At 59.1% G+C, this 18,010-nt stretch carries 2 protein-coding genes (1 of these 2 cut by a window edge); both read right to left on the bottom strand.

From position 1 onward, the window contains the following. Positions 1–8: 8 nt before the first annotated feature. Positions 9–15,203: an SDR family NAD(P)-dependent oxidoreductase gene (locus tag IG629_RS18185; protein ID WP_193173345.1), complete on the bottom strand. Its 15,195-nt coding sequence runs from the start codon at positions 15,201–15,203 to the stop codon at positions 9–11. Continuing rightward, positions 15,200–18,010: the 3' end of an SDR family NAD(P)-dependent oxidoreductase gene (locus IG629_RS18180; RefSeq protein ID WP_449867057.1), read on the bottom strand. It continues 21,297 nt past the right edge of the window; the window shows 2,811 of its 24,108 coding nt (coding positions 21,298–24,108); the start codon falls outside the window, past its right edge; its stop codon occupies positions 15,200–15,202. The genes IG629_RS18185 and IG629_RS18180 overlap by 4 nt, the downstream gene beginning before the upstream one ends.

Here is an 18,010-nt window from a genome sequence, read left to right as displayed (position 1 = left end):
TGCATTCCTCATGACGCGATCATCCGCAATCCGCTTGGAATGGTTGGCGGATAAATACTGATCTGATCATCTTCATCAAAGAGGCTGGATGACCGGCCGTCGCCTCCGAGTTTGACCATAACCAATTGATCCAAGGACCCTGAGATCAGCTTCCCCAAAGCCTCCATGCCCTCCGCCGGTTCGATCGACAAAATATTCGCATCTCGCATGCGATCACGATGATGCTCATTGGCGACGGCTCCGACCGAGCCCCAATATCCCCAGTTCATGGTCTTCACTGGGCAATCCCAGCTCGATGACAACCGCGCAGCAAAGGCGTCAATGAAAGTACAACCGGTAGCGTAATTGCTTTGTCCCGGCGCTTTCGAGAACGACTGCAGCGACGAGAAAAACAACACGAACTCGAGGTCGTCGCGGCCAAATACCTGGGCCATACGGACCGCAGTCACGATCTTCGCATCCACGCTGCGATGGAACTCCTGCCGGCTCATAGCCACCAGGCCTTTGTCGGATAGGATCAAAGTGGAATGCACCAGACCGTCGATCCGCCCGAAGCGATTCAAGACGGCGTCTCTTGCACGTCTCAATTCAAGTGCGTTGGTTGCGTCGGTCTGGATATATTCGGGGCGCGGCCCGAAACGGGCCAGTTCGTCCAGTTTGGCGGTTATCGCCGCGTCCAGCGGCCGCCGGCCGAGCCAGACGATCTGTGAGCCGTGTTCATTGATCATGTGGCGTGACCAAACTTCGCCAAGCCCACCGGCCCCGCCCAGAACGACATAGACTCCATCTTTCCGGTACTCTGGTTGCGTGACGGTTTTCAGGGTCACTGGCGCCAGTTTTTCCGTGAACCACGAGCCTCCCCGACAAACCAGAGCATCTCCATTCGGATCGAAAGGCATTGACAATGCCTCGTGCAAAGGACGGTTCCGCGACGCTTCAAGGTCGAGCAAACGAACCTTCCAGTGCGGGAACTCCTTCGCCATGGAGCCCACAAGGCCGTGAATGGCGGCATGGCCGGGGTAAACCGGTTCATCCTGGCTGACCGGCCGCGCCTGCGTGGTGAGAATGGTCCAGCGCATTTCCTCAAGTGTGTAGTCGGCACGGACAAGTGCCTTGATCAACTCGAACAAAGCGCCGACACCTTCGTGCCGCTCCGTAATCAGGCTCTCGGAGTCCGGCGAAATGGGAGCTGCATTCTCATCGATGGGATCGGACGCGATCCATATTAGATGACGAACGGGTTCCGATAGACGCAGTTCGATTTCACCAGTCCCTGCGAACGGGGCGAAGGGCAGATGGCGGGCATTCGGGTAGATTGATTTGATGACTTCTAGATCCTCGGCGCTGCCTCCGGCGACCAAGACGCCGCGCTCATCCGCGGACGGAGGTTGATCGCCCAGATTCGACAAGGCCCGCCAAACCGGCGCGAAGATCGTTTGTTCCTGTGCAGTGACATCGTCTTCATCCTGGGGCGTCTTTTCGGAGCCTTGATCCGAAGTCGGCACTTCCGGCTTAAGGCGACGCGAGGTCAGGCCCCGCATCCGGACCAGAACACACCCATTATCATCCATGAGATCGATGTCGATTTGTTCCCGGTCCCTGCTGGCCCCATCGCCGGAGGACCTGCGGACCCAGGACGTCACCTCATCCGGCAACGAGCCGTAAATCTCCACGCTTTCCAGAAGGAACGGCACGGACGGACAGTCCGGAACAGCGCCGCCGTGGTCTTGCAGAGTCAACGCCATGGCCGATTGCAAGGCGCAATCCATCAGGCCCGGCTTCAGCACGAAACCGGGTACGTTTCGCTTCACGACATGCCTGGCCAGGATACCGTCCGCGCCAGCAACTAGGTCCTGGGTGAGCGAAAAGTCCGGACCGTATTCGATACCAAGCGCGTCAAACGCGTTCCGGCAATCGACAAGCGACGGCCCCCTTTTTCCACATGATTCCCGAACGGCACCAATGTCGACCGTCTCGTTCAAGGAATGGGCCTCCATCACCGCAACCCCGCGGCTATGGACGCGACGATCACCGGACCGGTCTTCGCTGGTGATCGAGAAGTCAATTTTACCGCCTGCGCCTTTCGCGAATTCTATCTGCAACTCGACCGGCGCATCATCGACTTCAAACGGCCTTTCCCAGAGAACGTTTTCCAGCCGGCCGGGCGACTGACCCGTTGCAAGCTCGACCGCGGCCCGCGCCATTTCGAGATAGGCGACCCCGGGCATTACGCGCGCGCCATGGACCTTGTGATCCGTCAGGAAGAATTCGGTTCCGTCGAACATCGAGCTGAAGCGAACGCCGTCAAAACCGGATCTATTGCGCTGGCAAAGCGGATGCTCATGGCGAACGACAGCTTCTGGGGCCGCAATCAGCTGCATTGCTTGCGGCGCGAAGACATCCTTGGCGAAGGGATATGTAGGCAGAGGAATTCGGCGCAGCCCGGTCATGCCGCGCCACGAGGCTTGCCAGTCTATCTGTTCGCCGGAGACCCAGCGCCGTGCTGTATCCGGTAGCGCACCGGATACGTTTTCCCCATCCAGATAAGAACGCAGCGCATCTCGCAATTCGGAGAGACTTCCGGCTTCGAATACGGCGCGGGCCTCCATGTGATGGCGCCCAACCTGAAGTGTATAGGCCAGGTTGGCCAGATCCGTTTCGGGGTTCGCCTCGATAAAGGCAGAGAGTGTCTCCGCGACGGCCTGCAGGCGCTCGTCATCCCGCGCGGAGATAAGGATCGGCCCGCGCCAACCCGCATGCCGCTCCACAGGTCGACGAGCTTCGCGGATCACAAAATGCGCGTTGGTCCCGCTGTGACCGAAGGAACTGAGGGCCGCTTTGAGCGGCCGTCCGTTCCCAGTCCAGGGAACCGCATTCCGGGGGATCGAAAACGGTGTGTCCGCGAACTCGATCCGTTCATTCAACCTTTCAAATCCGGGGATCGGCGGTAGCGTCCCATGCTTCATCGACAACAATATCTTTATCAGTCCGATGACCGCCGACGCAGCGGATGCGTGCCCCAGATGCGCCTTGGCACTGCCGAGCACGCAGGAGAACTCGCTGCCAGAAAGTTGCCGGAAAATCCTGGCTAGTGCATTCGCCTCGACCGGATCGCCGAGCGCCGTTCCGGTACCATGTGTCTCGATGTAGGAAAGGCCGCCCGGGTCGATGTCAAACCGATCCAGAACCTCTCTGACCAGGTTTTCTTGGGCTGTCCCGCTGGGGGCCGTTATTCCATTGCTGGCCCCGTCCTGGTTGATGCCAGCCCCCTCGATCACGCCATGGATGGTGTCCCCATCGGCCAACGCCCTGGCCAGAGGCTTCAACACCACCAAACCAATCCCTTCGGAGATCACGGTGCCGTCCGCCCGATGATCAAAGGTTAGGCACTTGCCGGTTGGCGACAGCATTCCTGTTTCCGCCAGCCGGTCGAGTATGTCCGGATCCAGGTCGACAGACGCCCCGCCGGCTACCGCAATCTCGCTCTCTTCGTTGCGGAGGCTTTGGCAGGCCAAATGAAGCGCCACACCGGAGGATGAACAGCCCGTATTAACGATCAGCGCCGGGCCGCTCAGCCCCAGATAATAGGACAGGCGGGACGCGATGATCGCGTCCGATCCGCCGGTAAAAGACGTTCCCATCGGCGTCGAGGGTTCAGCCCCGACGAAGACGCCGACACGCTTGTTCTCGAAGCTCTTCGGATCGTAACCGGCATGTTCGAGCGCATGCCAGCCCTCCTGCAGCACCAGTCTCTGATGCCGGTTCATGGATTCCGCTTCGCGTGGCGAGATATTGAAGAAAAGCGGATCGAACTCGTCTCGTCCGTCCAACAGGCCGCCCCAGCGATAGCCTCCCGAGCTGTTCGTGAAGCTCTCGGGCAGCTCGCCATACAGGGGTTTACCTGTCATCAGGCACTCCCACAGAGCCTCCGGATCGCTTGCCCCGGGGAACCGACCGGAATAGCCGATGATGGCGATGCCATCCGCGCTGCCTGGCTCCTCCGGAATGATTGCGACTGGCTCGGATGACGCCGTGGCAGCGGATGTCAGCTCCGCTGAAATATGATCGGTCAATTTGCGGAGCGAGGTGAATTCGAACAGGACCGTGGCGCTCAGATCGAGCCCAAGCCCGCTATTGATCTTGTCGACAAACCCGACACCAATGATCGAGTCGACGCCATAATCCGCGAACGGAACCTCGTCCGAAATCGTGAGATCGTTCGCATCGAGAGCCTGGACCAGCGCGTCACGAACGAAACGGCCGATATCGAGTCGACCGGGGTTTTCCTCGGCAGGCGCGTTTCCTTCGCCGACCAGCTTCAGACTATCTTCAATCCGAAGCTGTTGCGGCTGCGGAACCTGCGGCCTTACGTGACCGTCCTGACGCCGGGGCTGCACGACCATCCCGTCACTTTGTGCGGCGATGACCTCCTGCCCGAATTCCGCCGCCTGTCCCGTCACCTCGGTCACATGGCGGAAGCCCTCGTCATCCAGAACGCGCCTGAAACCCTCAATATCCAATAGCGGTGAGCCCGGTATGCGCACGTCCGGGTCATCGAACAACCACCAGCCATCCAGCAATCCGAAGGTCGCGGTTCCGACCGCGCTTTTCTCGACCACTTCATTGACGATCAACGTGCCTCCGCGCCGCAGCAGCGCCTTGGCGTTCCGCATCGTCTCGCGCATGTTGCGGGTGGCATGCAGGACATTGGTCGCAATGACGATGTCATAGCTACCGATCTCCAAGCCGTGTTCGGCGACCGGGTTCTGGATGTCCAGAAGCCCGAAGGTCATCGACGGGCATTGCGGCAAGAACTTGCGCTTCGCTTCTGTCAGGAAGCCTTGGGAAATATCCGTGTAGTGATATTTCTCGACCTTGTCCGACAGCTCACGTAGCGCGCCAACAACATGCCCGGTCGTAGAACCGGTCCCCGCGCCGATCTCGAGAATGCGGACTCGCCCCGATCGCCCCTCTACCAACCGAGACGCAACGACGGAAATCACCTCGTTGAAGTAGTCAGAAAGCGCATTCTCCCGATACAGCGCTTCGACCTTTTCGAAAGAGCCTCCCGGGAACAGCGCCTCCGTTGCTTGCGCCTCTCCCGTCAAGATCCGCGGCAGAGCCCTGACGCCGCCATCGACCAGACTGGCGGCGGCGATGAGTTCCGGATAGCTCAGCCCGGCACGGTACCCTTCCCATTCGCCCCAGAGGTCATCCTGCGACAAGTCCGGCGTGGAAATGGCTTCGATCTCGCTGACCAGCCGATGGTGTCTGGCGAGAATTCGCTGTCTGTCGGTTCGACCAAGCTGGTGCCCCAGCAAGCGCGCAGCCCACGTGTTGAGCTCATCCCGCGCACTCCGGCCCGCAACAATCCTCGGGCGGACGGATTGCCGCGCGAAGGCAACGGAGGATGAAAGCTGCTCACAACCGCTCTCGAGGCGTGCGTCTCCGTCCACCTGTCTGACCATGTCGGTTTCATCGCGGTTCATGAACTGCGCGACGCTCTCCCGCATGCCGGCGAAGACCGCCTGATCCAGACCGTTGTCCCGGAGCTCCTTGACGAACATGTCCAGCAAATCGAACCCCTGATCGTCATCGATGAACCGGTAGTGCCGCGACAGCCGGTCTTCCACTTCGGTGCCCGCGACACTGGACTGCCAGTACCCCCAGTTGACGATGCCGACGGGACAGTCGGTTTCCTCTTTCAGGGCCGCGACCAGCCTTTGTTCGGCGGTAACGGCGGCGGCATAGCCCACGCTCTCATTGGCCGGCAGGAACGGGAAGGCCTGCATCGACGAGAGGTAACACACGAACCCCGGGCGATATTTCGCGACCGCATGATGGAAATTCAGAACGCCTTTTGTCCTGGTATCCAGGATCTCTTTGAAGGTTTGCGCGCTGGAGTCGGCTAACCGATCATTCAGGGCAATCGCCTTGGCCGCAAACAAAGCGCCGTCCAGCGAACCACCGTCTCCGACCGCATGCGTCAGAGCCTGTTCGAGCGCTTCGGGGTTCAAGGCATCCGCCTGGAAATAGACCGGCGCTTTCGAGGCGCGCCCGAACTGGGCCAACGCGTTCTGAACATTCGGGGAGTCGACAGGCGAGCGGCCGACCCAGACGAGGTCTGCCTCGAAGCGCTCGATCAGCCGCCGGGAGATTGCCTGTCCGACCATTCCGCTGCCGCCGAGAATGAGATAGCGGCCGCCTTTCTGAAAACCGGCCTCGCCAGCCCCACCGTCGGCCTTCGGCAACGCGGCCGAGCGGGAGGTAAGCCAGGGGATGAAACTCTGCTGCTTGCGGACGCCGTTGTCGAAGAGAACTGTTTCTCCTCTCGCCGAACGAGGCTCCGCCTGAACCATATCGAAAATCCGGTCGAGGCTTTCCCGATTTTCCAATTCGCGTGCGTTTAGGCGCATCGACCGGACACGCAGCCGATGGTCGCTTTGTGCCATCGCAAAGCACAGGCCGGAAAGTCCTCCGCCAAACGGGTTGGCTCGGGGTTCGAAGTTCAGTGCAAACAGATCGAGCGCCGGGCCATCCGCATCTTGCGACATCACTTGCTGAACCAGTTTCAGCAAGCGCAGTTCGTTTGCAGAACTGAGGTGCTCGGCGTCATCCGCTCCCAACTCATCGATGCGGCCCTGCGCCACAAAGTAAACTCGGAGAGTCCAGCCACATATGCTGTCAGGCTGGCTCTTCGGATCAAACACCGCAATGTCGGCGTCCGGGAAATCGCGCGCCACCCGATCCTCCAGGGCGCGAACGAACGCATTGCGGTCGCCTCCATGCAGGACCCAGATCTGATCGGGAGCACTCGCTCCGGCGGTCGCGGGGCGATCGTCCGGTTGCCATCGCGTCAGATAGCTGAAGCCGTCCCATTCCGATGCCGGACGATCCACTGCCGTTTGATCCGGTGTGGCGTCGCGTTCAAGATTGAACCAGTACCGGCCTTCCTCAAACGGATAGGTCGGCAAAGGCATCCTGCGCACGGCATTTTGGCTGGCCAGCGGAGCGAACAGAGTCTCCCACGGAACCGCATATCCCTCGGACCAGAGACGGCAAAGGTCTCCAAGGTTTGCCCCCGTCATCCCTTTGGCGATGCTGTCCCGCGAGGCGTCGTCCGGTTTCAGGAGCGTGACATCCTGACGATGGAAGGCGTCTTCCTTCACATGTCCGGCGAGAAAATCGTGCAGTCGTTTCCGGGCCTCGTCGAGCGATCCGACCACTGCTGCAAATCGGCATGGCATTGCCTCCCGGCCAACCGCCAGCGTGTAAGCGCAATCCGCCAATACGCTTGGCTTATTCGAACGGTCCAGAGCAGCCAAGACGTTCTCGACGCTTCGGAACAAACTGTCTCGCGATCTTGCCGAAATGATAAACGGCAGAGCGGTCGAGAGGTCGGCCGGCTCGCGTAGATCTTCCGATGCAGGAGCTTCCGAGAGCACAATATGGGCGTTGGAACCTCCGGCGCCGAACGAAGACAGGCATGCCGAGCGCGGTAGCTCCCGGCCATTGAGAACGGGCCGTTTCCATTCGCTTCTCTCGCGCTGCACGACGAAGGGCGATCCCTCGAACCTGATGTTGGGATTGAGGTCCCGGGCATGCAGGCTCGGCGCCAGTTCACCATGGGTCATTTGCAGAATGATCTTGGAAAGCCCCGCCATTCCAGCAGCGGCTTCCAGATGACCGATATTCGATTTGACCGATCCCAATGCGCAAAATGCGCTGTCATCGGTATCTTTTCGGAAGGCTTTCAACATGCCTTCCACTTCAACGGGATCCCCGAGGTCCGTTCCGGTTCCGTGCGCTTCGAAATAACTGATCTCGCGGGCGCGGATACCGGCATTGTTCAGGGCTTCACTAATCAGGTCGGCCTGAGCTGCCGGACTTGGCACGGTGTAGCCATTGGTGCGCCCACCGTGATTGAGATGGCTTCCCCTGACGACCGCGCGGATGTGATCGCCGTCTGCCAGCGCCCGGGACAACGGCTTGATCAGAACCGCGCCGGCCCCTTCCCCCGGGACGAAACCGTCGCCTCCCTTGCCGAAGCTCTTGCAGCGGCCATCCGCCGACAGCATTCGCGCTGCACTCAGGTTTCGATAGCTGCTTGGATGGGTATAGAGATTGACCGCACCGACAATCGCCGCGTTGCATGCGCCCCTGCGGATTTGCTCACACGCTTCATGCAACGCCGTCAAAGACGAGGAGCACATCGTGTCGATGGCCATGCTCGGTCCATGCAGATTCAGGACATAGGAAACACGGTTCGCCACCGACCCAAAGCAGGTACGGGGAATAGCCGTGTCCCCTTGCTTCCAAAGCTCCGGCCCATATAGATCAAATCCGGTAGAGGTGATCCCGGCGAATACGCCAACTGCCCCGTCATGGTGCGCGTTCAAACTCTCCCGGGTGTAACCGGCATCCTCCATGGCCTCCCAGGCGGTCTTGAGCAACACCCTTTCCTGAGGATCCATGAGGCGCGCTTCGCGCGGGGATATATTGAAGAAAAACGGATCGAAGCGATCAAAACCGCTGATGAAGCCGCCCCACTTGCTGTAGCTCTTGCCGGTCTCAACAGCCTTCGTCTTGTCTGGTTCGAAGAACCCTGCGAGCGACCACCGATCCGCCGGAATCTCGCTTACGCAGTCTTTTCCAGCTTTCAGGTTATCCCAAAATTCCTCAAGGTTCTCAGCCTGCGGATAGTGTCCGCTCATCCCGACAATAGCGATGGCGTCGTCAGTTTTCTCAAGATCTGACACCCGACGTGCCGGGGCGGCTGTGGTCAATTGCGAACGTGCTGGACCTTCGGACCCACCTTGCCCAGTCGGCTCCATGCCGCACCAATCGCGGTATGCTTCGGGATATGTCTTGTAGAGATAATCTGCGATGTCCTTGAGCCGCGAGAACTCGAAGAACAGTGTTTTCGGAACCTCTCCGAATTGAGCGTCCAGTTGAGTGTTCAGCTGGGTGATCATCACCGAATCAAGGCCATAGACCTCGAGCAACTCTTCTTCTTCGACCTTGTCTTCTGAGAGCTTGATGACATTTCCGAACAGGCGCTTGAGAGGACGCAGCAAGACCTCTTCGGAACGGTCAGGGACCGGTATCGATTGTTGGGGCGTTTCCGTCAGGCCTGCCTTTTCTGTGGACACTGGAGACCTGTCGAGAAGACCGTCTCGCAAACGGTCGAGATCGCCTTCGAAGACAGCGATATGGGTCTCATCCCGCGACAGCATCCGATAAAACGCGGTAAGGCCGTTGTCGGTTTCCATCGGGACCATGCCCGAACGGCGCTCGATGGCGTGTTTGGTCGCGCTGTCGACGCTCATGCCCCCGTCACGCCACAGTGGCCAATCAATCGAAAGGGTTCGACCTGACCTCTGTCCCGTCTGCACGAAACGATTGCGGTCCGCCGCAAATGCATCCAGGAAAGCATTTGCTGTCGCATAATCGGCCTGGCCCGCATTTCCCAGGAGTCCTGCCGCCGAAGAGAACAAGACGAACAGGTCCAGATCCAGGTGACGAGTGGCCTCATCCAGATTAACGCATCCGAGAACTTTCCCGGTCGCGACCCTCAAGAACTCCTCGTCGGACTTATTAGCGATGAAGTTGTCCCGGATGACTCCGGCGCTGTGGATGACACCATCCGGTGCCAGTCCCTGATCAACGAGGTCGTTGATAACCGCGACAACCTCGCTGCGGTTGGCAACATCCAATTGACGGTAAAGGATCCGGGCACCAACGGCTTCCAGCTCGCGAACAGCGTCCTTGCCGCTTTCCGACAAGGCAGAACGTCCGATCAGAACAAGCACCGGCGCTTTGACCCGCGCCGCGATCTCGGATGCGAAAATTCGGCCGAGCCCGCCAAGCCCCCCTGTGATCACATAAGTGCCGCCGTCGCGCCAGGGGTGCTGCGGCAGACTGGTGCTGGCGGAGAGTTCATCCAACCCCAGCACACCGCGCTGCCCGCTCCGATAGGCAACGTGTGGGTCCATCGGACGGGCTGCATTTTCCTCCGACACCGCTTCAACGATCTCTTGGATAGACCGGGAGTCCGTATCAGGCTCCCACTCTATCAGTTGCGCCGAAACCCCGACGGCTTCACGGCGAACCGTTCTTAGAAGCCCAGACAATGCCCTATGGACGCTTTTCGCCGGCACAATCACCTGGATCAAACTCTGTTCGGATCGTTTGACCTGCAGAAAACTGCGAATCTCGTTGAAGAGCCGTCCGGCAACATCCAGGAAGCGTTCCCCGGTATCCTCTTTCTCGGAGTCGATACTGGTCCATTGTTCGGACGGCGCTGCCGTGCCGAACCCGCAGACAAAGACCCGGCGATCCAGCGTCGGACTCGCGATTCTCCCGGCCATCGGCACGGGCCTCCAGTTGGAGGTCGCCATCAGCAAACTATGCGCCTTGTCGGCCGGCAGGTCCTCTTTCCGGACCTGGCCCTGACTGTTGCTTTCGAACCAGTGCCGCTCTTTCAAGAACGGATAGGTCGGCAAACTGACGCGACGCCGCGAGCCGGGCTGATGCAGTTTTTGCCAATCGATTGGTCCGCCACGGACCCACATTTTTGCAAGTTTCTTGAACTTGCCGCGCTCGATTGCTCTCTCAACCTTCTCCGTTTGTGCAGCTTCACCCTCGGGCTGCTCATTTGCCACAACTTCATGACGCACATGCCCCACGAAGACTTTCTTGGTTTTTTTCCCGCTCGCGACAAAAGCGTCGAGCCGCTCTTGCAAGTCATCGAAGCTCTTTACGACCGTCGCGAAACGATAACTCATCGCCTCCCGGCCGACTTGCAGGGTGTAGGCGAGGTCCGCCAACCCGGTTTTGCGTTTCCGACCGGGCTGCCGGAGCCAAACGGCCAAATTCGACACCTGCTTTTTCAGGCGCTCTACGTTCCTGGCGGATAAGACAATGACAGTCGGACCTGTGACCTGGCCGGAATCACTCAGAGCTGCTTGATACTCCTCCACAACCAAATGCGCGTTTGCGCCGCCCGCCCCGAAGGAAGATATCCCTGCAATCCGGGGCCGTGTCTCTCCGCCGACTTTGGGGCGCTTCCACTTACGCAGGTCCTGGTTCACGGTGAACGGTGTATCGGCAAACTCGATATGAGGGTTCAGGACTTCCGAATGCAGCGATGGAGCAATCCGCTTGTGCTGGAGTTGCAACAGGATTTTCGCTAATCCAGCCACACCCGCTGCGGCCTCGCAGTGCCCGATATTCGATTTTGCCGAGCCGATCCAGCACGCGGCCGACCTTTTGGACGACGATCTGAAAGCGCGCGACAGACCGGCGATTTCTATCGGATCGCCGATCTTTGTGCCGGTTCCATGCGCCTCAATGTAGGAGATCCAACTCGGATCGATGTCTGCCTCAGCCAAAGCAGACTTGATGACATGTTCTTGTGCTTTCGGATTTGGCACGGTGTAGCCATGAGTCTTGCCGCCATGGTTTACCGCGCTCCCTTTGATCACGCCGTAGATGTTGTCACCATCGCGTTCGGCGTCATCCAGGCGCTTTAGAACGACAATGCCAACACCCTCGGCCGGGATGAAACCTTCACCGCCTTCACCGAAGCTCTCGCAGCGCCCTTTGCTGGATATGAATTGCCCTTCGCTCAGCATCAAATACTTGTTCGGATGCAGGGTCAGGTTCACGCCCCCGGCGATCGCCATATCGCTGACACCTTCACGCAAATCCCGGCAGGCCATGTGTATCGCCGTCAACGAAGACGAGCATGCGGTATCGATGGCCATGCTCGGGCCATGCAGATCCAGGAAATAAGAAATGCGGTTCGCGATACTAGCGAAGCTTCCGCCGAGCGCCCTACGGTCGCCTCGTTCCTGGGCTTCGATGCCCAGAAACTGATATTCGCCATACATCGCTCCGACATATACGGACACCGGCGCGCTGTAATTGCGCTCCCCGCCTATATCTTCACGACGATACCCTGCATCCTCCAAAGCGGCCCACGTTTGTTCCAGGACCAGCCTTTCCTGCGGGTCCATGAATTCCGCTTCGCGTGGGGATATGTTGAAGAATTTGGCGTCGAACTTATCGACGTCCTCCAGGAACCCGCCCCATTTGCTGTAATGCGCGCCCGGTGCCGTCCGGTCGGATGAGAAGAAGTCCTGCCAGTCCCAGCGACCAGAGGGAACTTCGGAAATACAGTCCCGTCCTTCTGCAAGAACAGTCCAGAAAGCCTCCATATCCTTTGCTTGCGGATAGCGTCCGGCCAATCCGACGATGGCTACCTGGCGGGACTTCTCCGCCTTTGGTTTACCATTTGTCCGGCGGCTCTCGGTGTTAGGCGTCGTCGCGGCTCGTTGCGTCGCAGCCCTTTCGGACGTCGCAAAACGCCGTGCGACCGTTTGACTGAAATCGGCCGCGATACGATCCGCCAGCTGCTGGATGGTTCGGCATTCGAAGAAAACGGTGATTGGAACCTGTTCTTCCAAGTCCGTTTGAATGCGTTGAGTAAGCTCCGTCGCGATGAGGGAATCCATGCCGAATTCCTCGACAGGGACCGACGGCGCGATCTCGGCTATGTCCCGATCGAGTATTCTGGCGAATTGCTGCCGGAGATAAACCAAAAGCGGCCCCACCGCAGCATTCAGTCCAGTTCCGTCCTCGACGTTCGCAGCCTCGACGGGAGGCGCGGCACGATACCGGTCGGCGACGGCATCCTGGACCGCGTCGCTTGCGAGCATCTCGATATGACTGTCAACGTCGAACGACTCCATCGTCAGGTTGGGCAACAAGGCCCGCCATGCTGACCAATAGTCGACGCCTCGAAGCGGATCCTCCGGATTGGCATTCATGAACGCGCTTTGCGTACCGAAGAACAGACCGTCCCGGTTCTTGATGTAATGAACCCTGTCGATCGGCCGCGCCAAGCGCTTCGGTTCGTAGTCTTCGATCCGATAGCCTTCCTGGATCCGAACCATCCGATCCAGATAGTCGACGATCCATTTCAGCGGTTTCTTGACCCCGGCATCACAGCAGAACCGGGCGAAAGCATCGCGCAGAGCTAGGGGTGCGCGCTCATCTCGGCTCGGTCTTGGCCCGAGATCGCCAGCGCTCTTTTTGGAAGAGGCATCGCTCCGCCACGCAACGGCGATCAATCCAAGCGCGACGAAATAAAGGTGATCGTAATAGTCGCCCCCGATACGGCCATGATCCGACGGATACAGGGCGTCGACCAGAGTCAGACTATCAACCTGAGCACCTTCAGCCTGCAATTGCCGTGCAATCTCATAGGCGAAGGTCCCGCCGATGGAATACCCCCCAAGATCATAGCTGCCGTCCGGCTGAATCGTGCGGATCATTTCTTTGTAGAACCCGGCAATCCGCTCAACGCCGTCGAACGGTTTTTTCTCATCGAAAAGCCCGCGCGCTTGAATGCCGTAAACCGGTCTCTCGATCTTTTGTGCCATCGGCAGATAGACGCTGGCATCGCCGAACGCGCCGTGAACCCAGAAGATTGGTTTGTCGCTCCCCTCCGAACCTTCATTTGTGCGGTTCAGCAGCTGGCATTCCACAAAGAACGGCTTGCGGGCCGCGACGCGTTTTCCGGGTGTCAATTGAAGCCGGTGCAATTCGCTGATTGGCGCGCGGGGATTCGCGGCGAGCCACCCAGTGACACGCAGCAATTGATCCATCATTTCCCGCATGATGGCGGTCTCGAACCGGTCGTGCCGCCAGGAGCAGACCACCGTGATCCGCCCATTCATCTTCAGCAGCTGGAAGAACAGGGTCGCGACCGCTTCCCCGAGACGTCCCACGCCTGACTCTTCTGATCGGACGAGGCTTTCGGCAAATAGAGAGCGCCCATATCCGACATCCACACCAGCCGTGTCCAAATCGGCGCTGTCGATCATTACCTCGCCCCTAGGGCTGCAGTATTCTGCAAGGGACGCCATGCGGTCGTCCTTCGCCATGCCGGACAGACTGAGGAATTCAGAGAATTCCAAATGATGGCCGATCGCTTCGTGGCTGCGCTTCTTGATTTCTGTCAACCAGGCAAGGACATCGCCCTCTTCGTTCAGGTTGTATGGCACCGATTGGACATTGGTGAATTCGCCAAGGGTTTGGAACAAATCCACCTTATGTCTTCTGCTATGGAAGCTTTGGATCCAGGCCTGCGAATTCCCATAGCCCCGCACCAGGAGGAAACAGACGGCGGCCGTGAAAAGCTGGGCGTAGGGAATGCCGAATTCGTTCTGCAGACGGACGATCCTGTCATTCAGATCGTCATCCAGTTCGATGGCTAGGCTGTCGGATCGTTCCGGCCCACGGCTCTCCGCATCATCCGGGACTTGGCGATAGGGCAGTTCGTTCTTGCCGGGCGTGCCCGCATATTTGTCACCCCAATAGCTCCGCGCCGCCCGTCTTTTCGAGGACAATGCGTCGAACTGTTTGAGCGTATATTGCCAGACCTGCTCACCGACATTCGGAAGCGACACTTCGCGACCGCTCTCCAGCGACTCATAAATTGCCATTATCTGATTGAACAACAGCGGCAAGGTGAAGGCATCCGCGGCGGCGTGATGAGCGACAAAACCGAGGTAGGACTTTCCACCGGCCGAACAGACCCAGCTTTGGAACAGAGGCGCTCTGTCCGCTTTGATCCTTTTTGCCCGGCATTTGGCGACAAAGGCCCGGAAACGGTCACGGTCGACCATCTGAAGTTCGGAAAACACAAACGGCCGGGTGAGATCCTCGGACACGGTGATGGCTTGCATCCACCGGCCGTCAACCAAAGCAAACCGAGTCCTCAAAATATCTTGCGTACCCGACAAGAGTGCCAAGGCCCTGTTCAGAAGCTTGACATCCAGAGACGGCCGGTCGACTTCGAAGACCTGCTGAACGTTCCAGACCGTTTGACCCAGAACCTCCGATTGATAGAGATTTCTCTCCTGCTCTCCGGATGCGGCGAGAACCAGCTCCCCGTATGGGAGCCGGTCGCCCAGCAACGCCAGCCCACCGGACGGCAACTCATCAAGAACGGCCTGGATGTCGACGATGCGGGATGCTGTAAAGCACAGTTCCGCACCGGCATTGAGGATGGCGAGCCCCTGTCCCAAGAGGGAAGAGAGCAGCGTCTCGAACAGACCGGGATCGAGGTCGCTCCGCGCAGAGGCACCCGCCTTCGGCAGCGTCAGCATATGAAGATCATCGCGGCCGCTCACATCAACCTCCCCATCAACCAGTCTTTCGGGCTGCCAGTGGAGAGTATGATTCTAGAATTCTGTTCCGCTGAACCCGACGGCTCGCTTAGCTCCCCTTTCGCGGCGATCAATTTCTCAAGACGCCGAATGCTTGGATTCTCGGCCAAATCCAACAACTGAAGATCAGTGTCGAACCTGTCGTTCAAAAGAGCCAACAGTCTCGTAGTGATCAGAGAGTCCGCTCCATATCTGCTCAGCGGGATATCAGGCTCGACCTGATCTGCCTCAAGCCCGGTGATATCGCAGAGGAAATCCAGAATGACCGCGGACACGCCTGGCTCTCCGACACGCTTCTTGGCGCGTTCCGGTGCCGGTTCATCCTTCAGCCAATAGCTCTTTCGCTTGAATGGGACGGCCGGAGTGAGCGGGTTCGACGCCGGTGTCCCGGCATGATCGCGCACCAGAAGCTGTACGTTCGTCCCGGTCGCCCCGAACGAGCTGACAACCGCCCGGCGCCGGCGCGCGTTGTCCATTCGCCATGGCAAGCCATCGCCATTGACGATGAAATCGTCACCCGAAACCGGGTCTTTCACATTCGGGGTCGGCGGGATCGTCTCGAACCTGAGAGAGAGCAAGACCTTGAGAAGATGGGCGATGCCTGAAGAATGATAGGCGTGGCCGATACTGTTTTCGACCGTCCCGAGAACACATGGAGTGTCGCGCTCCTCGCCCTTCTCCAGAACCTCCCGAAGCGCACTGATCTCGACCTTGTCCCCGAGGGGCGTACCGGTCGCATTGACTTCAACAAGATCGATCGTCGCCGGATCAATGCCCTGCTTTGCCAACAGCCCGGAAAGCAAGCGTTCTTGCGCCTTCGAACTCGGAGCCGACATTCCGTTCGTCCGGCCACTATGGTTGCTGCCCCAGGCATCGATGACGCCATGGATCTCGTCTCCATCGCTCAGCGCACGCTCCATTGGTTTCAGGACAACAACCCCGACACCTTCGCCCGGCAGCATGCCGTTGGTTTCCCGGTTGAGAGCGCTGGCTCTATCTTCCGAGGACAACAGCTCCGTCCGCTCGGACGCCCTAATCAGGTTCTGTGTCGTATGGATCGTGACACCGCCTGCAATCGCGACTTCGCAATTCCCCAAAGTAAGCTGATCGCAGGCTTGAGCCAGAGCCTGCAAGGAGGATGCGCAGCCCGCATCAACCGCGATCGACGGACCAGTCAATCCGAACGTATAAGCGACACGACCCGGAATGTTTGAAACCGTGACATGGGGCGACAAGCCTTCTTTCTGGGCGATCAATTCCGTGTAGTTTCCGCTGCCGCCACAAAACACGCCCCATCGTTCCCCGGCCAGATCTTCCGAATCAAATCCGGCCTGCCGCACCGCTCTCCAGGCTTCTTCCAGGAACAGACGTTCAGCCGGATCCATCCATTTCGCCTCGTTCGGCGTGATTTGGAAGAAGCCGGGATCGAACTGATCGATATCCTCCAGGTAGCCGCCGTAAAGCTGCTCACCCTCCCGGCCACGCTCTCGCAATCCGTCGCTTCGGCCAGGCCATGTGGAGAAGGCTGTCTCTCCGCTTTCGAGAAGCGCCCAGAGATTGTCCAGACCTGCGGCGCCCGGGAACCGGCCGGACATGCCGATAACGGCAATAGCGCCCTTTTCCATCCCTGCCATGCCGCTGTTCGCCATCTCCGGTTCCCGGCGGATTCTTCCGGCAATCAGATGACTTAGCTGATCAATATTCTTGCGGTTGCCGAACAGTTCAAAATGGTTGTCGCCAGACAAGACCCGCGTCTCCAAGCCAGGAATAATTCCATCCCAGTTTTGCAACAACTGGTCGAGCCCGCCCATCTGGCGCTGAACGTTCACCAGATAGTCGGGATTGAAGACATTCTCGGAAATAGCGGTGGCGCTGTCTGTGCGAAGAAGCACAGCGTTAAGCGCGTCTCCCGGCCTCAAGGGTTTCGCCCTGTACCGTTTCAAGGCGGTGAGATTGGCAAGATGGACCTCCGCCATGTTCCGCAACCGGTCCGCCAGGAGTGACTTGTCCTGTTTGACGCCGCGCGCGGACACCAGCTCGACAATGGCAGCGATCAATTCGTCCTCCGTGCCTGCCGCTGCAACCTGGTCCTCACTAATTTCGATGTCGGACCACCTGATTTCCCCATCGGATTTCTTGCGGCGGAATTCCGGGTCCAGATGCAACATCGTGATCAACAGGAAATTGGCGTTCATGACCAAATTCCGCCGCGCATCCGTGTTCCACGCGGACTCTTCGTCGCTACAGGCGATCAGTGGAGGTTCAACCAGGAAGAGGTTCGCGACTTCTCCCCAATCTTTCAGGCGGCGGGCAATTTCGAAGGCCACGCTCCCCCCCATGGAGGTCCCCAGCAGATGCCATGGCCCGTTCGGTTGGGTGTCGCGGATAATTTCGGCATAGCGGTCTGCCATGGCTTCGACGCATGCAGCGGGTTGGCCACCGTCCAGGAACCCTGTCGCCTTTATGCCGACGATGTTGAACTGGCCCGCTCCAGCCTCCGCCAACTTCGAGTAGATCCCGACATCGCCGGACATCGGATGGACACAGAACAAGGTCGGGCCCGATCCGTTCTCGCTCAAAGAAACCAATTCCTTATGGAGCCCCAAATCCGGCATGGCCGGCTCCGCAAGTTCTCCCTCGCCGCCCGCCACGGTAGTCCCTTGATCGACAAGATAGTCCGCCATCGCGCCGATGCTCGGATAGTCGAATACAATGGTTTCCGGCAGGTCCCGCGATATCAGCCTGGAAAGCTCAGCGACGAAGCGGACAAC

This window comes from Nisaea nitritireducens (genome assembly GCF_014904795.1).
Classification (GTDB): Bacteria; Pseudomonadota; Alphaproteobacteria; order Thalassobaculales; family Thalassobaculaceae; genus Nisaea; species Nisaea nitritireducens.
Note: the sequence above shows the minus strand (reverse complement) of the source record. Positions and strands in the feature narration are given on the sequence as shown.